Source organism: Desulfoprunum benzoelyticum (assembly GCF_014201505.1).
Lineage (GTDB): Bacteria > Desulfobacterota > Desulfobulbia > Desulfobulbales > Desulfocapsaceae > Desulfoprunum > Desulfoprunum benzoelyticum.
In genome coordinates this window covers 98,234-119,682 of record NZ_JACHEO010000011.1, presented here as the reverse complement: position 1 = coordinate 119,682, position 21,449 = coordinate 98,234, and the positions used below count along the sequence as shown (strand labels likewise).

The following is a 21,449-nucleotide window of genomic DNA, read 5'->3' as shown; positions in this document are numbered from 1 at the left end:
ACCCTTTTTGGAACTGGATTTTGTTTTTTGCCATGGCATGCTCCTCTTGTGGTTGTTCTGAGAGAGTACCTTACCATGGTTGGTAGGACAGATAGAGTCCCATCACGGATAAATCTGTCGAGGCTGAGTTTCAGTGGTAATCAGATAATTTTTTGGACACGTCTGCCATGGAGGAAAAATCACGCAAGCAACCGGGCCGGAAGAGGAAATCAAAAGATATTCACCTTTGGTAATGCAGAGTGGAACGTGAAGATGATCCAACGACCAAAGGATTGAAGTGTCTTTCACCTGAGCTTCAGAAAGAGATTAAAACACGAGCAGATTCCTCCCCCCTCCCACTCTGGCCTATACAAACCCGGGGCATCCCGAATATCTGTTTGCGCTCCTCCCTCTTTGGTGTCATCCAGCGGGGTCGTCGGAAAGCTGTCAAAGGAGAGGTCATCGCTGCAGTAAAGGGACTCGATATTCGCTATACCGGCTGGCGCCTCGATCAAGGTGATTTTGATGTACTTATCCATGCTCTTCACCTGGTCTCATTGCAACAAAAAACCAGTGAATATGTGCGATTCACCGGAAAGGGCTTTCTTCATGGAATAGGTCGCAGTGCCGGGAAATCAGGCCGTGAATGGCTCAAGGACTGTCTCCGACGGCTCACCGGCTCTGCGGTAGAAATCACCCTAGAAGTCAAAAACAGCTATTGGACCGACTCATATACCTATGCAGGTTCACTGGTTGATGAATTTATCTACAACAGCTCAAGCCAGGGTTACTTCCTCAAGATAAATCCCAAGCTTGGCAGACTCTTTAACGCTGGTTGGACCCAGTTGCAATGGCACCAGCGGCTGAAGTTGAAGACTGACCTCGCCAAATGGCTGCATGGATTCTATGCCAGCCACAAAGAACCCTACCCGATAAAAGTCGCAACGCTAAAACATTTATGTGGGGCGAGCATCGGCAGATTGTCGGATTTTCGCGGAAAGCTGCGACGTGCATTGGATGAGTTGACCAAAGCTGAACTCATCACTTCCTGGAAAATAGACCTCCAGGACAAAGTTCACGTAAAAAAACGGGACACCAACTATCCCGGGACACCTGACAGGGGGGGCATAGCGGTCGCAACCAGGGGGCATAGCGGTCGTAAGGGGTGGGCATAGCGGTCGCAACCGGGGGGCATAGCAGTCGTAAGGGTGGGCATAGCGGTCGTAAAGAGGGGGGCATAGCGGTCGCACAAAGGGGGCATAGCGGTCGCAACTTCGCTTCGAGATATCTGCGGAAACGCCCGAAAACATTGGGATTGAGAAGAGCAGCCGCAAATGCCTAATCATTTTTAATCTTATATTAATCTTTTAGGAAATGAAAAATGACATGTTCATTACCGACAGATCAACAACTATCCAGACAGGAGACGTGGTCCACAGCACTACGCTGGGTTTCGTCGAATAAGAGCCTCATTCGGCAGATTGCCTCGCCCTATATCAAATTTATGGTTGGCGATTACGAAGATCTCTATCAAGAAGCTGCAATTGCCTCCGTAAAAGCTCTGATCACCTCCAAGAAAAAAGAATCTCCTGAACGATTCATCCCGTTTTTCCGAGTCATATTTAAAACAAGTTGCATCAAGTTGGCTTCAGGTATCCAGACCGTCCATTGCCTGGAAGATTATCTGCTTCCCTGCTCAGAAGACCCCAACGAGGAAACCAGCGAACCTGAAGAAATCGAAATCGAACAGGCTTTACAGGCTGTCAGCAAACGACAACGTGAAATCTGCCGCTGGCTGTTACATCAATCCACCCCTGCCAGTACCCCGGATATTGCCAGAGAATTCAATATCAGCCGGCGTCATGCCTGCCGGGTGGTGAGTGAAAGTATCCAGAAAATTGAAGGAACAATTCGATGATTCCTCTTTCTGAATATGCGAAGGAAATCTCAATACCCAAACGAATTCTCCGCTATCTACACCGTGAGGGTATCATCACTGATCCTCTCAGCAAAGAAGATCAGCTCTGTCTGCAATTCCTGGAACGAATTTGGGGTAAAAAGGAAATTGTACGTGCCCAGTTGAGCCGTCTTTCACTAAAGGCTCGTCACAGTTTTCTGAGGACAGCCGATCTTCCCACAAAATGGGAACGATATGCATCCAGCAGATACTTCAATCTCGCACCTGGTCAAAAACTTGAGATGAGCACACTCATCGAAGAAATCCAAACAACCTTTTGTTTTTTACTCACCAGACAACAAATAAAACGCCTCTACAAAATACGAAACCGCGTTCAGGTGGCAAAATATCGTGAGAGAAAACGTGCTGACGAACAGCCTGATTCGTCTCTTACTTAGCACAAACAAATAAGTAATAAACAGCATTTATTGACACTTACCTTTACCGATTACAACTCATCCACCTCCAACCGGGGCAATACTGTAAAGATAAAATTGGTCACACAGTCGGAAAAAAGAAGACAGAGATGAAGAACAAAACCCAAATCATAATTTTCGCACTGACTGCCCTCCTTTTGCCATCAGTAGAGCTGCAGGCAATTGAGATTCGTCAGGACTTGTACGAGTTCCAATCGAAAATCACCCGGAAAGTAACGTACATCACCTTTGTGCTCACCGATACTCCAGCAATGAAGAGATCATCAACGCAGATTTATAATCTTCCCGGGATTCATTTCGAACTAGGGAGTTCAGCTCTTTCATCCAAAGCTGCGCAAATACTCCTCGACAATATGCAGCGTTATGGAATTACGCATGATACTCCACTGTTTATAACCGGGTATGCCTGTGAAATTGGTTCCGAGCAATACAACCTCCTGCTTTCTATGCAACGTGCTGTTATGGTGGTCAATTTTCTTAAAAGCCAAGGATTTACTGTGGTCGCACTACAAGCCAAAGGAGAGGCGGATCCCATAGCCACCAACCCGGAAGAATTATTCAAAAATCGTCGGGTTGAGATAAGGACAGAATAGCCGACGCAAGACAGATGGAATTGGAACAATAAATATTTCGCTAAGAGGAGGAGAACGAATGAACGACAAAATCCTGTCAGAAACTGCCAAGGGAAAACAGGGTAGAAATCTTACAACCTTCGCCATTATCGCAACGCTCTGCCTGATATCGAGCAATGCAGCCGCCATGACCGTGCCGGCGGCAGGTTCCTTTGCCTATGATCTTTACGATATCGGGGTGAACCAAATCCTGCTGGGACCTATCGGCTTTGTAGCCGGTGTTGCCTGCATGGTGTTCTCGGCAATACTTGCCATCCGGCAAATGATTTTACCTGCGGCAGGAGTCGTTTTAGGTGGAGCTTTTCTGCTCAAGGCTGACGCTGTTGTCCAGACCATTGGTGCAATGATCAGCTAAAAGCCATGGAATCAAGAGGAGAAAGATCCGTTGAGCGAAAACAATTTTACCCACAGATTCCCCCAGTACCTTTCAAGACCCATCCAGGTACTCTGGTTCGAGACTGACGAGTTGATCCTCTGTGTATTCACCCTCACCTTGGCCCTTCTTTACGGCAAAATTATGTGGCTGGTGTTTCTGATCACCCAATACTTCTACACCCGGACCAAGAGATCGCAATCAAGAGGGTTTCTCAGGCATGTCCTCTATATGTTCGGTTTTATTCAGATGAAAAACTATCCTGATTATTTCCAAAGGGAGTTTCATGAATGAACGCTGAGATCTTTCTGCAGAAAACAAGCAACCTCTTTGCTCAAAACAGGTTGCTCAAGTTCACTATCACCATACTGGCGTTTACCGTCATGTTCAACTCAGCCATGGTCTATCGAGCGGTAAAATATCAACGAGTAGTCCTGATCCCACCGAGGATGACCGGGACTGTCGAGTTTATTCAGGGCAAACCCAATGACGCCTATATTTCAGACATAAGCAGGAGAATTGTAGGTCTTGCAGCCACCTACTCACCCCCGACAGTACGGGGCCAGTTTGAGGAACTGCTCGCCTATTTTGCTCCAGAGGTATATCCGCAGGCTTCCAATTCCTGGTATTCCTTGGCCAGCAGAGTCGAAGAATCGCAGGTCAGCTCAGTCTTCTATCTTGAGAAAATCAGTGTCACTGAAGGCTTCATAGAGATCTTTGGAAATTTCAAACAGTATGCCGGGGATACATTGCTTGAGAATACCAGTAAAACCTATCTGATCGACTACCGCCTACAAGACGGCAGATTTTACATCGTATCATTCAAAGAAAAACTGACTCAAAAGCAGGAGCAGGAACGTGGCTAGAATATTACTCGCATCGGCTGTCTTGATTCTAACATTTGCCGGCAACTGCCTGGCAAGTGAGGTAATCCAGGCAGAGATCCCAACAACTGTTGAGCTCTCTAACAGGGATATCAACCGGATTGTTTGTCCAGGACCGATGAACGACTTAATTTTCTCGCAGGAAAAGGCCATGACCGGGCATTTTTCCGGCAATAATGGATTTATAAAATTCAAGATCGAGGATTCTGGATCTGAATATGTATACGCAGATACCCAGAGCGAACTATTTGTGGTCTGTAACAATGCGGTATACACCCTGCTCGTCACACCTGCGGACATCCCTTCAGTCACACTCCGCCTTGCATCCCCCAGCGGCGATACTTTCAAGAAAAACATTAACCACTATCAAAAAATGCCTTTGGAGAAACAGGCACTTCTACTGATCAGAGAGGCCTACCACGGTGACTACCCAGCAAGTTATAGGATAAGCGATTCAACCAGGACGGTATCTCTTTCTCCTGATCTGGAAATACAATTATTGCAGGTTGTTGATGTGGATGGCGTTGGACTTCGTTTAAGAAAATATCAGGCGACATCCCTCTCAGAGGGCTCGATTGATGTGAGTGAACACCTTTTCCTCTCCTCTTCCATCAGCAATTCAATTCTTGCAGTCGCCGTGGACAATCACACCTTGGAGCTCAGCCAATCCACCATGGTGTTCGTAGTGGACCAGAAGGAGCGGGTGAAATGAGCCTAAAAAAGAGATTCAACGATCTTGGTCCCAAACAAAAGAAAATTGTTATCTGGGCCGGGATCGGTGTCATATTCATTATTCTGGTTGCTACCGGGTACAACACTTCCGGTCCTGGCACTTCCAAAGGCTTTTTCGGACAAAAGAAAACTCGCGAAATCCAGCTGGAACCAGATTTGATCCAAAAAACCATGCTCCGGGAACAAAGACGGCAACTTGAATCTCTTCAGGAAACGGTAGACAAATTAGCTCGGGAGCAGAAGAGAACTGAACAGCACCTTACCGAAAAAACTCTCCCGAAAATCCCCTCTGCCGATGAGGTGACTCAACCTACAGTGCTTCCAAAACCTCTGCCCAATGAGCAGCCATGGCCATTGCCACCTGATGGAAGAGCCATACCCGCAAACCTTCCGCCACATTCTCAACTTGAGCCAAAGATGATCGGTGAGATCAGTGTATTGTCGAACCCGACCATTACTTCCGGAGAGCCAGACTCGGGGAACGACAAAAAAAAAGGAAGGACAGTCTACCTCCCCCCTTCCTTTATGGAGGCAAAGCTACTGACCGGTTTCGATGCTTCTACCTCAGGTAAAGGAACCAACAATCCCGAGCCACTTCTTCTCAGAATACAGACACCAGCAGTTCTTCCAAATGATATCAAGGCCAACTTGGCAGGATGCTTCGTCATTGCCGAAGCAGTGGGCAGGCTTGACAAAGAGCGGGCAGATGTGCGACTCGTCTCGCTTTCCTGTCTCAGTAACGAGGGCAAAGCCATTATTGATACCCAGGTAAAAGGTTTTGTCACAGACTCCGACAGCAAAGTAGGTTTGTCCGGCCGAGTAGTCTCAAGAATGGGCGCAGCCACTGCCAGAACAATCGTGGCCGGATTCTTTGGTGGGATGGGTGATATGCTTAAAACATCGGCTACGACCCAATCAACTTCAGCTCTCGGAACAACAACGACCATCGATTCCGGTCAAGTGGCAAAATATTCGATTGGTGGGGGCTTATCAGAAGGGGCGGCAAGCTTGCACGATTTTTACCTGAGTCTTGCCAAACAGGCAACTCCAGTAATTGAAGTAGGTGCTTCAAAGAAGATCACTGTTGTTGTATCCGAAGGGAAGGAATTAGAAATCAGGGAGACTGAGGGCGAGATCTTATAAGGGGTAAAATCTCAGAAATTAAAGTAATGGACGTTAGTCGTTTTCGTCTGCTGCCAGAAGTGCGCTTATATTGTTCGCCCAGCACTAACCAGCCTCTGCACAAGACTTTCACGCCCCCATTTAAAACGAGACAGATCAAAAATATACACAAGCAACAAATCTGTCATAAGTCGAACGTATCGAGAATTGCGACTTGCATTGAGATGACAACGATGAAATCGGGCCGCAATTTCATCAGGAACATAAACTTTCTACTCAATCCATGTTTCGATCTTATAATTGTGTTCTATCTGTGGCTAAACAGTTGTAAGAAAGGCCTTCATTTTCTAAGTGTGCTGTCTGTGGTGGGCGTAAACTTGTTACCCAGCTTCCAATACTGCAATCTACCGGCATTGACATGCCGCTGGTAGATTGCAGAACAATCTATTGAGCAAATGATTTTTGCGCTGCCACTTGTCGCTCAATCTCCACGACCAACTCAGAAGGCAGTCGTAGACGTGCGGCCAGCATGGCGAGATAGCCTTTTTCAGCAGCGGTGTCGATATCGACAGCCAGTAGTGATGCTGTGTAGATTTCTGCGGCAATCTCTGGGCTGGTGGCGCTGTTGACAATAGCGTCCATATCAACAGGATGGCCCATTTCTTCCACCAGTAAAGCCTGACTTTCACTGTCCAGCCCTAGGGATTGAATCTTTTGGAAAATAGACTGGCTTTCCTCTGTATCAAGCCGTCCATCAGCTCGTGCTACAGCAATCATAGCTCGTACCAGCGTAAGTCCCAATGCTTCATTGGCCGCATCATCATTCTCCTTGGGCATGAATGCAGTGCCGGGTGGCGCCAGAGTGAGATCTGCCGCTGTGGCTGGCAGGGTCGACGTGGCACCCTGGTTGTAACGTTGGAAAGCAGTGTAAGCCAGCGCGCCTACTGCAGCAACCCCGCCCAGTTTGAGCGCTTTTGTACCCAGCTTACGTCCTTTCTTACTGGTCAGCATGCTGCTCGCAAGTCCACCGGCCAAACCTCCCGCAAAACCACCAGCCGCACCGCTGCCTAGCAGTTGACCTAGGAGTTTATTCATGTCAATCATCGTTGGTTCCTGTTTAATATAGGTTGATCTTCAAAACTTCTGTTCCTCTCAATTATCGTAAAACCTTTCATTCTTATGAAGCGTATGTAGAAGTGACTTTTTTGTGATGTTGAAACAACATATTGTCACTGGAAAACTTGATCCTTGAAGATGGGGAATACGGTTATGGTATACAATCGTATGATTGTTCTGCTAATCTTAGCATCTTCGCAAGTCTTTGCCGTGTCAACTGTATCTGCTGCGAACCTCGTTACTTCATTAAGGCTTTGTCTTTGTTTAGCCGCCTCCATTATAACCATCTTTGTTGCCTTGCAACCGTAGATTTTTTACTCAGACCGAAGAGTGATATGAAGGATTTCACTGGTGCGCCATAGCCTCATTCTGGGGCCCCAGGTGCCGGTACCACGTGAGACCAGCAGGGTCATATCATCTATATTGTAAATCCCTCCGAACCGGGGATGAACCATCTCCACAAGGAAACTAAAAGGCCATATCTGGCCACCATGTGTGTGTCCTGACAACATGAGATTGACACCTGTGTCTGCTGCTTCCTGAGAATCTTCGGGGATGTGGGAAAGCAAGATGAGGCCACCTGGCGGACGATCTTCTGGAGGATTCCAGGGGGGAGTTGTCGGTACTTGGTCATGCCCACGTGGAATACTTCGGCCGGCCAGGAGCAAACCAGGAAGGGGTTGTGTCAACTCGTTTTGCAGGGTGAGAATGTGGGTTCCTTCAAGAGATGATCCGGATTCTCTGGTCCTCCCATGATTTTCGTGATTTCCATCCACAGACCAGATACCATGAGGCGCTGAGAATTTTCGGAACGCTGGTAAAAAGGCTTCAGTATTTTCTCCGTGTCCTTCAAAGATATCCCCGAGCAACAGGATAATGTCCGGCTCCAGTGCCTGGACCTGGGCAACACGGGCCCCGAGCCACCGAGGACCAAGGGTTGATCCCAGGTGGAGATCGGAAAGAGCGACCAGAGTGGTGCCATCAAGCACCTTGGCCAGATTTTTCAATTTCACTTCGTGATGAGATACTACAGGGGGACGGATTCCTTGGATTACCGCCACCGCCGAAAGTAGACAACCTCCTATCACTGCCCACCCCCGAAGACGAGGAGCCAGGCGGGGAAAGAAACGACCAAATCCGGTGGCGAGATCTATCGGAAAAAGGCAGGAGAAAATAAGAAAAAGAACGGCTGTAATCGTGATTCCTACGAATTCGACTGTTGAGGCCCATAGCGAACCGCTTCCATGCCCAAATAATCGTCCGCTGACAAGGATAATCCAGATAACAATACCACTATAAAGGATAGCTTTTTTTGAAGTAACCTCAATGAGTTTTTGGATTGAGGATATTCTCCACACAATATAGGCAAGGAGAAGAGTTGAAATAACGGTCAGACCGATTCCGAACATTGGGTCACCAGACTACTCGGTAAACACGAGTCCATATATTTTTTAACCAGTCAATGCCTGATTCTTTGATTTCTCTGAACTTTTCTTCGCTCGATCCTTCACTCTGCAAAAAAATGAGATTGTCCTTGATAGAGATCTTTTTAGGTTCAGGATTCCAGGGAGCAGAATATGAAGGCGATTGATTTTTGAACTTCTCACAAATTTTAAGAGATCCAGCGTGCCCCCATGCAACAGTTTTATCCCACAAGGGAAGCAACTTGAGTTCGGCAAAAAAGAGTCGCCTCTGTTTTGTTTCAGATTCATTTTCTTGAGGACCTAAAAAAATAATATCGGATTCGATAAAACATGTTCCGCCTATCGTTTTATTTAATCCTCCTATAGTTAGCCAAGAAATGAAGTTACTTCTATGGATGGTGATTTTGTATCGACCAAGTTGGAAAGAACCTGACTCTGGCACTTTGACAAGTTCATGACTGCTTTCGCCACCAGCTATCTGCCTTATTTCCTCGGTAGAAAGACCTTGGGCAATGCCTACTTGACAAAGAGAGGAAGCAAAACAGTAATAATGTGTCTTGGTCCATCTGGGCAATTGCATAGAATATTCATGAAATTCCCATTTCAGGTAACCTGGTCCTTCATGGTCCCAGGGAAGCATTACAAGTATATTGTCAAGGCGATGGCATTGCCCGCTGCGCTGGCCGCCAAATGGCATATGCTTTACCCAGGTCAGTACGACGCTACTGTGCTCTATAATTACAAATTCGTCCAATCTGTAGCTGATTTCATTGCTTACCATAACTCTCTTTTGGAACGGTTGGCTACCAGTTTAAAAATCTCAAAGCCCGTAATACTCAATAAACCTGCTGCAGCGCAGATGCTGATCTCCAGCAAATCCACCTTTTCAAAAAGGAATATTCCCGTCAGAAATGGGATATTTAATACCAGTGCGAGGAAAAGTATCGCGCCGCCGACTACCCATTTTACGGTTGGGTTAGGAGTATTCAGGATCTGGAAAATATTTCTCGTCCAGGACCGGTTGGACAATATTACGGCAATGTTCGAGGATATAAGGGTGATGAAACAGAAGGTTCTGACCTCTTTTTCTGAATACCCCTGAGACAAGCCAAGTCCATAAATCGCCATGACAATGATAAGTACACCAACCCCCTGCAGACAGCTGAGAAGAATCTTCCGTCCTCCGAAAAAGGGTTCATCAAATTTTGCCGGTGGCCTGGACATGACGTTGGCCTCTTCCTTTTCCGCCTCAAAAATTATGGAACAGGCAGGGTCTATTATCAGTTCCATGAACACAATATGAACAGGCCAGAGGATCAATGGTAAATCGGCAAAAAATATAGGGATAAGTGAAAGTCCGGCAATAGGTACATGGATTGCAAATATGTACCCCAGTGCTTTCTGGAGATTATCGAAAATTCGCCGTCCCATCCTTACGGCACCAACGATAGAGGCGAAGTTGTCATCCATCAGCACCAAGGAAGAGGCCTCCCGCGCGACATCGGTGCCTTTTTCTCCCATGGCAATGCCAATATTGGCAGCCTTTAGCGCGGGAGCATCATTGACGCCATCTCCTGTCATGGCGACAATTTCATTGTTTTTCTTGAGCGCGTTAACAATTTTCAGTTTCTGTTCTGGTACAACCCTGGCAAACACATTAATATGTTGAATTTTTTCGCACAACTCAGTCTCGGACATCACCTGCAGTTCTTGACCGGTAATGCAGACTTCGTGGTTTTGCAGGCCTATTTCTTTGGCAATATTCATTGCCGTTATAGGATAATCCCCGGTAATCATAATTACCCTGATGCCTGCCCGGTGACATTCTGCGACTGCTTCCGACACATTTGGCCGGATAGGATCGGATAACCCGATCAGACCCACAAATTCAAAATCAAAATCATGTTGAATATCAGGTAAGTCTGATGATTCGATTCTTGCCTTGCCAACGCCAAGGACCCGCAACCCCTTCTCGGCGAGATGTTCGACGGCGGACGCCAATTCCCGCTGTTGTTGCTCATCCAGGTGACATAGATCAAAAATTGCCTCAGGAGCACCTTTTGCCGCAATGGTTTTTTCGTCTTTCCCCGTCTGCCGAAACACTCTCGACATGGCCAGTAAATCCTTTGAAAGAGGATATTCTTTCAACATCTCCCAGTCGGTATGGATATGGTCGGTTCCATTAAGATGCAACTCACTCATCTTTAAGATGGCTTTTTCCATAGGGTCAAAGGGATTGGTCTGGCTCGAAAGCATGCCGTATTCGAAAATTTCATGGAAATTTCCCGGGAAGCTTTTGTCGTCCGCCAGTGAGAAGAACTCCGAACCGTTATACAACCAGGCAACGGTCATTTTGTTTTGGGTGAGGGTCCCTGTTTTGTCTGAACACAACACCGTCGCGGAGCCAAGAGTTTCAATAGCTGCAGGTCTTCTGGTCAAGACTCTCTGTTTCGACATACGCCAGGCACCAAGTGCCATAAACACAGCAAGGACAACAGGAAATTCCTCGGGCAACATGGCCATGGCAAGGGTCAGACCCGCAAGAAAGCCTTTGAGTAAATCGCCTCGGGATATGGTGTAGACCGCGATCACCAGGAGACAAAGAAAAATCCCGATAAGCGCCAGTTTCTTGATCAGCGAACCCATTTCACGCTTAAGTTTAGTGTCCTCTGGCATTACCGATTCCAGGGCTTTGCCGATGCGGCCGATTTCTGTATTCATGCCGGTAGCGGTCACCTTTGCCATGCCATTGCCCTGAACAATCAAGGAGCCGGAATAGACAAAAGGGAGATCATCACCACCGGGATGCGTTTTTTCTAAATGCGAGTCCCATTCGTTTTTTCGAACCGGCACTGATTCTCCGGTAAGTAAGGATTCATCTGCCAAGAGATTAACGGATGTCAGAACAGTGGCATCCGCCGGCACCCTGTCTCCTTCCTGGAGGATAATTATATCATCGGTTACCACTTCTCTCCCGGCAATTCTCTTTTCGCTTCCATCGCGAATAACGAGGGCTCGGGGGCTCGCCAGATCCTTCAGGGCATCTAAAGCCTTCTCAGTCTTTTTTTCCTGGTAGAGTTCTATCCCCATTATCACGAAGACAAAACCTAACAGCATGACCCCTTCCTGCAGGTCGCCCAGGATCAGATACAGTGTTCCGCAGGCCACCAGCAGCAGGAACATAGGTTCCCGAACTACTCCCAAGGCGATTGCAAAAAGATTCCTGGGCTTGGAAGAAGGGAGTTCATTAAATCCTTCCCTGGCAATTTTTGCTTGGGCCTGAGTTTCGCTGAGGCCCAAAGACATACCTGGTTGAGTGTTGACATTCATGGGGTATTTATTTGCTATCCGTTCCAAAGCACGCATTCTGTAAAGTCGTGATATTCTCACCAAGAGGAGTCTCAAGCCAAACCTGTATACTCATCAGACTCTGCACTTTTTCCCAGCAACCAACCTTAACAATGGCTGGAATTTTTGGAATGCCCCCTTTGAGATTTTCCACCTGCTCCTGGACGTTTACATTACTTCCAATCTTTGCCACCTGCTGAACGGTCGCGACACCTGCCCAAAGGATGAGACCACCCACCAGCACCATACCGAGGCAACCAATGGTGAAAAATATTTTGAGCTTTTTCTTAAGTTGATCATTGGCCTTAAAATTATTAAATGCTTTTTGTAACTCTGATTGGTTCACTTATATACCCTTCCTTTTTGTGCCAGGTGATATTTGGTTGATGAAATTTCTAGTTGAACAGCTATTCGGTTGTTATATCTTTTTTTCCTGTAATGATTCCTTTCACCAGGTTTTCGTTATGCACTTTACTTGAGACAGCAACTCCAACAATGTGTAAACAAATCAAAATCAGCATGAATTGTGCTGATATTTCATGAATGTCGCTCCAGACGCTGTCGCTCTCATCATCATTTTCTCTATCGCTATGCCTTTCACGTTCTTTATGTTTATCTTCATGCCGCTCATTTTTGTCGTCATCGGCGTAGGCGTTTCCAACAATCGAGATTGTATTACCGGAACCTATTGAATTCAGTCCTCTCTTGGTCGTGTGCGCCGCATAACCAGTCAGACAGACTATTATGCTGCTTGCAAGTAACAAGAGAATCATCCAGGCAGCTGCGGGATTGTGACCGATATAGTGTGTTGGTTTGCCGGTCACAAGTTCTTTCAGGTAGTTCAGACCCTTTGCAGGAGAACATATAAAATCACTGAAAAGAGCATGTTTTGTACCCCAAAAACCCCAAAATATTCTGGCTATCACTAGCAACAGGACTGCATAACCAACATAACGATGAAGAGGTCCTTTATCATCTCCAGTAAGATATGCCACAAAGAAGAGCAGCAACAATGACCAGTGAAAAACTCGTATAAACGAGTCCCATACGACTACCTGTTTTTTTTCGTTCATTTCTTTCTCCAGAAATAATATTGTGTCGTTTTGTTCACCCTATCCGTTACTGTCGATAACAGCCGGCTAGCTGTCGCTTCAGGATGAGATTCTTCACTTTTGGTCGACTCAATTTTTTTATAGGAAACCGTATCGAGCAAACCGTCGGTGGCTAGCAGAAATCGATCGCAAGGCAACACATCAATAATTTTCGGATAAACGCTCTCAAGAGGATTATCACGACGCCGACAGAGGAAGGGTAATCGAAAAACGGCTGCCCTGACCCACTGTACTGTCCACCATGATCGTTCCATGGTGGCCTTCAACTATTAACTTGACAATATTGAGGCCAAGACCAGTTCCGTCGCTATTTCTGACGGCGTCAGACCTGTAAAAGCGGTCGAATATTCGGTTCCTGTCTTCTTCGGCGATGCCAATTCCAGTATCCGAAACCATAACATGCACTGCTCCGTTTTTTTGAATGTAGGAGACATCCACCACACCGTTCTCTTTGTTATACCTCACCGCGTTCTCGATCAGATTGAGCAAGGCTTCCGTCAGCCTGTCGCCGTCACCCTGCAGTAAAAGATCATTCGAAGAAGATACCCTGACACTGACGGCCCTCTGCTCAGCGAGAGGTTGAACCAACCTAAGAGCATTATGTATACAGGTTTTCAAGGAGACATCTCTCGAGGTGGACGTTGACAGTGCCCCAGCATCGAGTCGTGCAAGCGAAAGCAAGTCGTTTATGAGCCTGCCCATATTGGCAGAGACGTCTTGGATCGTCATTAGAGCTTCACGGTACTCTTCTTTGCTGCGATCATTAAGAAGAAGCACATCGCAATGGGCCTTGATAACCGACACAGGTGTCTTGAGCTCATGGGAGGCATCGGACACCAGCCTCCTCTCCGATTCAAACGCCCTCTGCAGTCTGCTCAACATATCGTTGAACGACTCCGCAAGCCCATCCAACTCCTGAACTTCAGTCTTTACCCCTAGTCTGTTGTCCAGACTCCTGTGAGTGATCTTACTGATTGATGTCGCAAAGACATCCAGAGGCAGCAGGGAGCGTGTTATTATCCATCTGTTCACAAGGCAAACGATCAGAATACTTGCGGGGATAATTATCATCAAAAAGTTCCGGAAGGTATGTATCATCCCAACATGTTCCCTGATACTTTCGGCGACAAATATGTCAAAGGACCGACCGTAGGTCCTAAAACTATGGTGAAGAGTTCTGATCGGTTCTTTGTCGGGCCCTGTGGCCATATAGATTTCTTGGCTCTTCTCAGCATCCGAGGAAACAATACTCCCAGATGCCAGGTCAAAATCATCCTCCACTATGGAAGGAGAGGCAGCCAGGAGAAGGCCGTTCATCAGTACTTTATAGTAATGGCCGGATCTCGGTAGGGAATATTCACCGAGCATGATTTCCGAAAGCTCAATCTCAATGTTGTTGTTCTCTTCGTGTAAAAGCCCAGTGATGAGTTGTTCTTTTGAATGGAGAGCCTTGTCGACGGATTCCAGTATTATCTCTTCAACTTCATTATACAAAAATACCCCCATGGCTAGGAGCATGGTAGCGATGAAGGAGAAAGACCACCCAAAAAGTCTACCCTTAATCGATTTCAACCAGATCATTGCTCCCCCTTTAAGACATAACCAGCACCCCTTACCGTCACAATCAATTGCCTGTCACAGCCCTTATCTATCTTATTTCTAAGGTAATTAATGTAAACATCTATAACATTACTATCTAAGTCGAACTCCGTGTCATACAGATGCTCGGTCAGTTCGGTTCTGCCGACCACCCGGCCACTGTTCAATGCGAGATACTCGAGGAGGTTGTATTCTTTGGCGGAAAGATTGATCTCTTTTCCCGACCTGGTGACAGTCTTAGCACTCATATCTAGGGACAGATCATCTATAATGATGATGGGAGACGCCTTGCCCATGCTTCTTCGTATAACGGTATTCAAGCGTGCCAACAGCTCTGAAAAATCAAATGGCTTTACAAGATAATCATCAGCCCCGAGGTTCAAGCCTCGTACTCTGTCCTCAAGCTCACCCTTTGCCGTCAGCATCAGGACCGGAACCCCTATCTTTTCGGCCCTGAGTTTCTTGAGAACAGTAAGTCCATCGACCTTTGGAAGAAGTATATCGAGGAGTACAGCATCGTACGGATAGGTTCTAGCCATAAAGAGTCCATCTTCACCGTCAAGGGCCACATCGACGACAAAACCGCTCTCCTCAAGCCCCTTCTTTAGAATCGCGGCAAGTCTTTTCTCATCTTCAATGACCAGAATTCTCATAACGTCTCACCTCTTGATATCCTTTTTCGTCATGGCCAAAACCCTCCTTGCCCCACACACCCCTTACTTTATGGCTTGTTGTGTCTCTATCCTGCCGGCCTTAAAGGTCTCTCCCGATTTGATACCAACCACTTCCACAAGAGATCCAAGTGTAGCTTTGCCATTTTTTTCTTGTAATACAGTGTCTTTTAAGACAAGAACCTCTTTATCTCCTATAACCCAGGTGCCCAGGGTCCCTTTTGGTATTTTTTCTACCTTACCTGTGATTTTTTGCTCGGTTGCACCGTAGAAAGCACCGGCTTTTGCTCTTTTGACTTCTATTTTATCGGCAGTAAAGGTGTTATCCAATTTTATACCTTTGATTTCGACATAGGCACCGGGCTCAATTAGCCCATGTTTTTGCTCCAGGCGGGTTCGCTCTGTTACAACAAATTCTCGTCCATTAACGATCCATATCCCAGCGAGTCCGGTCTCTGGAAGTTTCTCCACCGTACCGTAGATCTTGCTCCGATACCCTGCAGAATCACGCTCACCATCGACTATGCGCCTGCCATTCTCGCAATCATCTTCGCTGCTGAATACCGGCCAAGCCATACAACCAAGGACCAGCCCCATTACCAAAGTCATCATTAAGGTTTTCATAATCGCCTCCAAGAGATTTAACAATAAGAGCCGCTCTTTCGAAAAACATTCTTTTTATTTCCTGCACTTCCCCTCTCTGCCTCGGTAGGGCATTAATCATCGTCATGATGCTACTTCTCACTCCCGTTCTCTAGACTTCTCGTCTCGTACCCAATAACTTTTTTGGTTGGCGCAGATAACAACCTGCCGGCGAGTATGAGTCTGACACCGATGGTGGAAAATAAATCAAAGCCAGTTCAAGCCAATGCAAAAAAATAGAAAGAATAGCAAAAGAATGTAGATGCAAAGTCAATGTTCAGATCCGCAAACCTTGATCCATCTTTGATTTTAAAATAACAAGGGCAGGATTAAAGGAAGGTTAAAGCCAGATACTTTTTTGTGGCACGCGGATTTATTTGAGTACTTTAGGTTTTAATACTGGGCAAGGCTGCATTCGGAGAGGTTTTTCTAGGTGGCAGGTAACCAAAAGGTCCGTGTTCTGAAAAATTTCCAACGTTGGACCATCGGCCATTATTTTACCATCCAGGATAACGATGGTACGCTCGCAGAGGTCAAGGACCATATCGAGATCGTGAGTAGCGATGATCTTGGTATGATGAAAACCAGATAAAAGGTCAATAAGAGAACGGCGAGCTCTGGGGTCGAGGTTTGAGGTTGGTTCATCCATAACAAGAATATCTGGACTCATAGCAAGAACAGTTGCAATGGCTACCGCTCGTTTTTCTCCACCAGAGAGCTTGTATGGCGGACGGTCCTTGAGATGTTCTGAATTTGTTCTGGAAAGCGCTTCTAGAACTCGTTGCTCTACTTCTTCTGCTGGCAGCCCCAAGTTCAGAGGACCAAAGGCGACATCATCGTAGACAGTCGGCATAAAGAGCTGGTCGTCAGAATTTTGAAATACCATTCCCACTGTTTTTCGAATGTCCTTTATAGTTTTTTTGGTAAGCGGAAAATCACCTATCCGAACCTTACCCTTCTGGGGAGTCAGATATCCATTCAGGTGCAATAGCAAGGTCGACTTCCCTGCACCATTGGCCCCAACGACGGCTACCGATTCGCCATGGTGGATAAGAAATGAGATACCGTCTACTGCCTTTGTGCCATCTGCATAGGTATAGCTAAGATTTTGAACTTCAACGATGTGATGGCTCATTATGTTATTCCAGTAATCAATCGCCCAAACATCGCAGGGATATTATAACAGCGCATAAGTAGAAGAATTGCAAAACATGCTGCAAGAAAAAAGATGTCTAGCCTGGCCATTCGTAATGACTGACGAATCCGGATATTTCCATCAAATCCGCGGCAAAGCATAGCAAGGTGAATCCGTTGAGCTCTATCAAGAGTTCTCAGTAGTAGCTGACCTGCCAGATGCATATAGGTTTTCATAGCTATAGCTCGTCCATGAAAAGTGCGGAGGGTCATAGCTTGGTACATACGCAGCCCTTCCTCGATCAAAACAAAGATATAGCGGTAAAGCATCAGCAACTGTACTGCAAAGATCTTCGGCATCCCGAGCTTAACCATGGCTAAACAGATCGTATTAAAACCTGTAGAAGCAATCAAAACTAACACTGCACCGACACAGAGACCAAAACGCAACAAGATAGACACAAAGGAAACCCATCCACCCGTGATGGTAATTGCTCCCAGAACCATAATCGGTTGCTGATCGAACAAGGGGTTAAAGATGCCGACCATGATAGCAAAAGGTGACACCAGTACTATTTTTTTCAGCAGAAAAAAAGCCGGAATTTCTGCCAGTCCCATCACAATGATAAGAAAAAGACCAAAAGGTAAGATAGCGGAAATTGTGTATTTATGGAATGAAACAACGCAAATTACAAACATTGAGGCAACTAAAACTTTTATCCTTGGATCAATTCGGTGAATGACCGTGTCATTGTTCGCCATCTCCTCTAATTTGCTGAGATCAAAAAATGCGGTATCAATTTTAGCCATGCCTGTTTTTCTCTGTTGCAATCTCATGCATAAAAAATGGCAGGAGAGTCATTCCTTCCCCCCTACCATTTGAAAGGCGCATATCAAGCTGTCTTGCTGCGTTTTCTAAAGAGAAGACCTATTGAAAGAGCAAGGGCCAGAGTCATCAAACCTCCAACCAGCCCGGAAGTTGTCGTGCCACTGTCAACTGCCGGCCAAGACGCCGTTTCGACCAAGCCTTCAGCCTCAGGCTCACCTGCTTTGAAGCCGTAATCAGGCAAGAAGGATGTTTTTTCCTGTAAAACAGCGAGGGTATGATGTATCCCTTTTTCCGGTGCTTCCAGTTCTTCGTGGCCGGAAACTTTAAACATCGACCACTCCAGCCCATCAGGAGAGGAAGATGCAAACCAGGAAAGAGCCCCCCCGGTGATGACTGTGACTACTCCAAGAGTGGCGATAACTTTTGTTAGCGATATGTCTCCTAAAGGTCGAGCAGCAGCCGTCAGGTCAAGTAATTCGGGCCGCGACTTCCAGATAAAAGAGACTACTGCTGCGGTAACAAGCCCCTCCACAAGACCAATTGCAAGATGTATCGGAAGCATCACAGAAATAAATGCACTCAATGGCAGTTCTGAAATACCAGAAGCAACCGTCTGCAAAACAACTCCTGCCGCCCCAAGCTGCAGGCCAATGATCGCTCCAAGCGTTGCCCCAATTCCAATTCTCAGTGGTGTCGGATTTGTTCCGGCAATCGGTTTATAAATAAATGGATAGGCAATAAAACATGGGAATACGCCAAGGTTGAAGATATTACAGCCCAACGCCAACAAACCACCATCCGCAAAGAACAATGCCTGCACCACCAGTACTGAAGCTATCGTCAAAAATGCCGCATACGGGCCAAGTAAAATAGCGAGGAGCAAACCTCCGCCCAAGTGGCCGGAGGAACCCGTTGCAGGAATGGTGAAATTAATCATCTGGGCAGCAAAGATAAAAGCACCAAGAACCCCCATGAGAGGAATTTTACGGTCATCAAGATCTTGTTTGACTTTTTTGGAGCAATAGAAAATTGTTCCAGCTGTTGCTACCCACATGGTGCCACCTACAGCAGGTGATAAAAGTGCGTCGGCCATATGCATTTGGTTGTACCTCCTGATAAAAAAGTGATCATGATTTGATATACTTCTTCTTATAGAAAAAATAGCTAAACACCAAAGTAACACTAATCTCATATAAGTATTACCAAGATGTTACAAAACTCAAATTCGTGTGTCAACACAAAAGGTTGTATCAACAAAAACCCTTCTTCGGTTCTTTTCGTCAATAATCGTGGGCCAGTAGCCTAACGCTTGAGATCAATTAACATGTTGACGTTACGTTATCTTTTTGTATATATTTCTGATACTTTCAGGTGCTTGCTAACAAGCTGAAAAGGGAACCCGGTGTAAATCCGGGACGGGCCCGCCGCTGTAATCGGGGACGAATTCCACGATAAAGCCACTGTTCTTAAGGAATGGGAAGGTGTGGAAGGAGAAAGATCCGAGAGTCAGAAGACCTACCTGAATTTCTGTTCGTGTTCTCCGGAAAAGAAACGAACAAAGTGTAATCTGGGAGATGATAGGGATATCCTGGATCAATTATTTAATTGGTCTGGGATTTTTGTTTTCCAGACCGTGAAAAGAAGGAGGTTATTATGAAGTTGAAGTCATTTTTTTTCGCGGTTGTCGTTATGTTCCTGGCTGTGACAACACATTGTCAAGCAAGCGGTGCCTATGACGTCACACATAAAAATGCCATTGTTCTCGCAATGTTTGGCACCACCGTGGAGCCCGCGCTACAAGGATTACTCAATATCCGCTCTAAAATCATCACCAAATATCCGGACACAACAGTGCGGATAGCATTTACCTCAAATATTATTCGAAAAAAATGGCAGCATCGAGCAGAAGATGCAGAATATATTAAAGCTCACCCAGAAATACCCGCAGATATCCTCCACGTAAAGACGCCACTTGCCACGATTGCTGATTTGCAGAACGATGGCTATGACACCATAGTCATACAGCCAACACATATTTCCATGGGAGAGGAATTTCTTGACCTGCATACCTACGTAGATGCACTGATGAACATGGGCTCCTTAAAAAAGGCTAAGTATAAACCTTTTTATAAAGTGGCTTTAGGGAGACCAGCACTGGGAACATATGGTCTGAAACACCCCTATGCCGAAGACATTAATGCGGTAGCAGAGATAATGGAGCCGGATGTTAAGCGTGCAATCAACGAAAAAGCAGGGCTTCTTTACATGGGGCATGGCAATGAATTTTTTCCTGGTAATGGAGGGATATATCTAGAGCTGGCGGCCAAGATGCGGAAGATGTATCCTGATCTTGTAACGGCTATCGGAAATGTGGAGGGATATCCTGCCATTGAAGATGTTATTGAAACCTTGAATCTGTATGGGATCAAAAAAGTAATCCTTAAACCGTTTATGGTGGTTGCCGGTGATCATACAATTAATGACATGGCCGGCCCCGAAGATGATTCATGGAAATCTATTTTAGAGAAAAATGGTTTTGAAGTTATTGTTGTAACGGAAGGGCTTGGCGAAAATGACAATTTTGCCGATATCTTTGTTAATCATGCCGCTGATGCTGCCGAGGACGCTGGGATAACACTCAAGTAAACTCCTTACCAAGTTGAAGCTACCTGGTCCAATATCATATTGTTCCAGGTATTTTCTTTTAGTGGAGCCTCTTTCTTGGCATGCATCACCTGCCTCGAGAATACCTCTGGAAGTAAATCAAATTAGAACGCGATTGCCGCTCAAAACTACCCAAATGCCACACTGCTCAGTGTGAGTGTTACTATATCATGTTAATTTTGATTGCTTTTCGCCTATTATCAACTTTGACATAGCGGCTCTTTTGCACTCAGAACCAGCCCTCTGATCCCTTCAACGCTTTCTCCGCTACTTCCCATCCATTTCACAAGTCATCCCCTGAGAAAATAGATAGTAAGAAAAAAGACGATCCTTGCACTCTCCGTTAGTGTGATAATTCGAATCTTGGGAATGCACCTGTGAACAATTTGAACCAAATCCTCGGACATCTCTTTCTCCTCTTTATGCTACTCCTCGCCGGATGTGGCCCTGTCCTCAATCCCTACAATGAGGATTTTAAATGTAGGGCAAAGGACGATGCCGGGGAGTGTATCGACACCCCCACCGCCTATCAGAAAGCAAGGCATCCAGAAACAGAGATTGAGGTTGTCCCAACACTTACAGAAAATGCCCAGCAAGAGGTGCAAGACAATCGGTACAGGATAGTTGCCGAGCTTCTTAAAGAAGAAACAAAGCCGCTCCTGCAGCCACCCAAAATCCTTCGGGTTCTTCTGCTCCCCTATAAAGGAGAAGACGAAGAGCTGTTTATGAGCCGTTATGTCTATCTCAAAATTGAGGACTCCCAGTGGGTTCTCACTGACCTCGAGGAGCAATAG

At 46.1% G+C, this 21,449-nt stretch carries 23 protein-coding genes and 1 riboswitch; of the genes, 11 read left to right on the top strand and 12 right to left on the bottom strand.

Annotated features, from left to right (window positions below; genetic code table 11):
• Positions 1 to 239: 239 nt before the first annotated feature.
• The 9 genes from trfA to HNQ81_RS17355 all read left to right on the top strand — a co-directional run bounded on the left by trfA (position 240) and on the right by HNQ81_RS17355 (position 6,137).
• A complete protein-coding gene (gene trfA, locus HNQ81_RS10635; RefSeq protein ID WP_183351162.1) occupies positions 240 to 1,154 on the top strand; it encodes a plasmid replication initiator TrfA in 915 nt (304 codons plus the stop codon).
• 206 nt (positions 1,155 to 1,360) lie between these two features.
• Positions 1,361 to 1,897 carry a sigma-70 family RNA polymerase sigma factor gene (locus HNQ81_RS10630; protein WP_183351160.1) on the top strand — a complete coding sequence of 179 codons (537 nt, stop codon included), beginning with the start codon at positions 1,361 to 1,363 and terminating at the stop codon, positions 1,895 to 1,897.
• On the top strand, positions 1,894 to 2,334 hold the full coding sequence (locus HNQ81_RS10625; RefSeq protein WP_183351158.1) for a hypothetical protein: 441 nt from the start codon (positions 1,894 to 1,896) through the stop codon (positions 2,332 to 2,334). The genes HNQ81_RS10630 and HNQ81_RS10625 overlap by 4 nt, the downstream gene beginning before the upstream one ends.
• Before the next feature lie 128 nt (positions 2,335 to 2,462).
• Positions 2,463 to 2,966, top strand: coding sequence for an OmpA family protein (locus HNQ81_RS10620; RefSeq protein WP_183351156.1), 504 nt, complete (start codon positions 2,463 to 2,465; stop codon positions 2,964 to 2,966).
• Positions 2,967 to 3,024: 58 nt separating this feature from the next.
• The gene (locus HNQ81_RS10615) at positions 3,025 to 3,360 is read left to right on the top strand and encodes a hypothetical protein (RefSeq protein WP_205240121.1); all 336 of its coding nucleotides are present in this window, start codon (positions 3,025 to 3,027) and stop codon (positions 3,358 to 3,360) included.
• Positions 3,361 to 3,390: 30 nt separating this feature from the next.
• Complete coding sequence (locus tag HNQ81_RS10610) at positions 3,391 to 3,672, top strand: type IV conjugative transfer system protein TraL (protein WP_045706597.1); 282 nt, start codon at positions 3,391 to 3,393, stop codon at positions 3,670 to 3,672.
• Positions 3,669 to 4,244: a type IV conjugative transfer system protein TraE gene (locus HNQ81_RS10605; protein ID WP_183351154.1), complete on the top strand. Its 576-nt coding sequence runs from the start codon at positions 3,669 to 3,671 to the stop codon at positions 4,242 to 4,244. Before HNQ81_RS10610 ends, HNQ81_RS10605 begins: the two co-directional genes overlap by 4 nt.
• Complete coding sequence (locus HNQ81_RS10600; protein ID WP_183351152.1) at positions 4,237 to 4,974, top strand: TraK domain-containing protein; 738 nt, start codon at positions 4,237 to 4,239, stop codon at positions 4,972 to 4,974. The genes HNQ81_RS10605 and HNQ81_RS10600 overlap by 8 nt, the downstream gene beginning before the upstream one ends.
• Positions 4,971 to 6,137, top strand: coding sequence for a TrbI/VirB10 family protein (locus HNQ81_RS17355; protein ID WP_205240122.1), 1,167 nt, complete (start codon positions 4,971 to 4,973; stop codon positions 6,135 to 6,137). The genes HNQ81_RS10600 and HNQ81_RS17355 overlap by 4 nt, the downstream gene beginning before the upstream one ends.
• Positions 6,138 to 6,560: 423 nt before the next feature.
• Here HNQ81_RS17355 and HNQ81_RS10590 read toward each other — a convergent pair whose 3' ends face one another.
• The 12 genes from HNQ81_RS10590 to HNQ81_RS10535 all read right to left on the bottom strand — a co-directional run bounded on the left by HNQ81_RS10590 (position 6,561) and on the right by HNQ81_RS10535 (position 19,090).
• A complete protein-coding gene (locus HNQ81_RS10590; RefSeq protein WP_045706594.1) occupies positions 6,561 to 7,220 on the bottom strand; it encodes a tellurite resistance TerB family protein in 660 nt (219 codons plus the stop codon).
• 326 nt (positions 7,221 to 7,546) lie between these two features.
• Positions 7,547 to 8,641, bottom strand: a complete 1,095-nt coding sequence (locus tag HNQ81_RS10585) for a metallophosphoesterase (RefSeq protein ID WP_183351150.1) — start codon at positions 8,639 to 8,641, stop codon at positions 7,547 to 7,549.
• A gap of 4 nt (positions 8,642 to 8,645) precedes the next feature.
• Entirely contained in the window at positions 8,646 to 9,437 is a 792-nt protein-coding gene (locus HNQ81_RS10580; RefSeq protein ID WP_183351148.1) for a hypothetical protein, read from the bottom strand.
• Positions 9,431 to 11,986: a cation-translocating P-type ATPase gene (locus tag HNQ81_RS10575; protein ID WP_183351146.1), complete on the bottom strand. Its 2,556-nt coding sequence runs from the start codon at positions 11,984 to 11,986 to the stop codon at positions 9,431 to 9,433. Before HNQ81_RS10575 ends, HNQ81_RS10580 begins: the two co-directional genes overlap by 7 nt.
• 7 nt (positions 11,987 to 11,993) lie before the next feature.
• The gene (locus HNQ81_RS10570) at positions 11,994 to 12,350 is read right to left on the bottom strand and encodes a hypothetical protein (RefSeq protein WP_183351145.1); all 357 of its coding nucleotides are present in this window, start codon (positions 12,348 to 12,350) and stop codon (positions 11,994 to 11,996) included.
• Between the two features lie 61 nt (positions 12,351 to 12,411).
• On the bottom strand, positions 12,412 to 13,077 hold the full coding sequence (locus tag HNQ81_RS10565; protein WP_183351143.1) for a cytochrome b/b6 domain-containing protein: 666 nt from the start codon (positions 13,075 to 13,077) through the stop codon (positions 12,412 to 12,414).
• Between the two features lie 216 nt (positions 13,078 to 13,293).
• A complete protein-coding gene (locus HNQ81_RS10560; protein ID WP_183351141.1) occupies positions 13,294 to 14,697 on the bottom strand; it encodes a sensor histidine kinase in 1,404 nt (467 codons plus the stop codon).
• Positions 14,694 to 15,368 (bottom strand): response regulator transcription factor, encoded by a 675-nt coding sequence (locus tag HNQ81_RS10555; protein WP_183351139.1) that lies wholly within the window; start codon positions 15,366 to 15,368, stop codon positions 14,694 to 14,696. The genes HNQ81_RS10560 and HNQ81_RS10555 overlap by 4 nt, the downstream gene beginning before the upstream one ends.
• Before the next feature lie 63 nt (positions 15,369 to 15,431).
• Positions 15,432 to 16,010: a DUF5666 domain-containing protein gene (locus HNQ81_RS10550; protein ID WP_183351137.1), complete on the bottom strand. Its 579-nt coding sequence runs from the start codon at positions 16,008 to 16,010 to the stop codon at positions 15,432 to 15,434.
• A 391-nt stretch (positions 16,011 to 16,401) separates the two neighbouring features.
• Positions 16,402 to 17,163: an energy-coupling factor ABC transporter ATP-binding protein gene (locus HNQ81_RS10545; RefSeq protein WP_183351135.1), complete on the bottom strand. Its 762-nt coding sequence runs from the start codon at positions 17,161 to 17,163 to the stop codon at positions 16,402 to 16,404.
• Positions 17,163 to 17,972, bottom strand: coding sequence for a cobalt ECF transporter T component CbiQ (cbiQ, locus tag HNQ81_RS10540; protein ID WP_183351133.1), 810 nt, complete (start codon positions 17,970 to 17,972; stop codon positions 17,163 to 17,165). The genes HNQ81_RS10545 and cbiQ overlap by 1 nt, the downstream gene beginning before the upstream one ends.
• An 83-nt stretch (positions 17,973 to 18,055) precedes the next feature.
• Positions 18,056 to 19,090 carry an energy-coupling factor ABC transporter permease gene (locus HNQ81_RS10535; RefSeq protein ID WP_183351131.1) on the bottom strand — a complete coding sequence of 345 codons (1,035 nt, stop codon included), beginning with the start codon at positions 19,088 to 19,090 and terminating at the stop codon, positions 18,056 to 18,058.
• Between the two features lie 253 nt (positions 19,091 to 19,343).
• Positions 19,344 to 19,528, top strand: a riboswitch (cobalamin riboswitch).
• 116 nt (positions 19,529 to 19,644) lie between these two features.
• Here HNQ81_RS10535 and HNQ81_RS10530 point away from each other — a divergent pair.
• Positions 19,645 to 20,637 (top strand): sirohydrochlorin cobaltochelatase, encoded by a 993-nt coding sequence (locus HNQ81_RS10530; RefSeq protein ID WP_183351129.1) that lies wholly within the window; start codon positions 19,645 to 19,647, stop codon positions 20,635 to 20,637.
• 395 nt (positions 20,638 to 21,032) lie between these two features.
• Positions 21,033 to 21,449 carry a TraV family lipoprotein gene (locus HNQ81_RS10525; protein WP_183351127.1) on the top strand — a complete coding sequence of 139 codons (417 nt, stop codon included), beginning with the start codon at positions 21,033 to 21,035 and terminating at the stop codon, positions 21,447 to 21,449.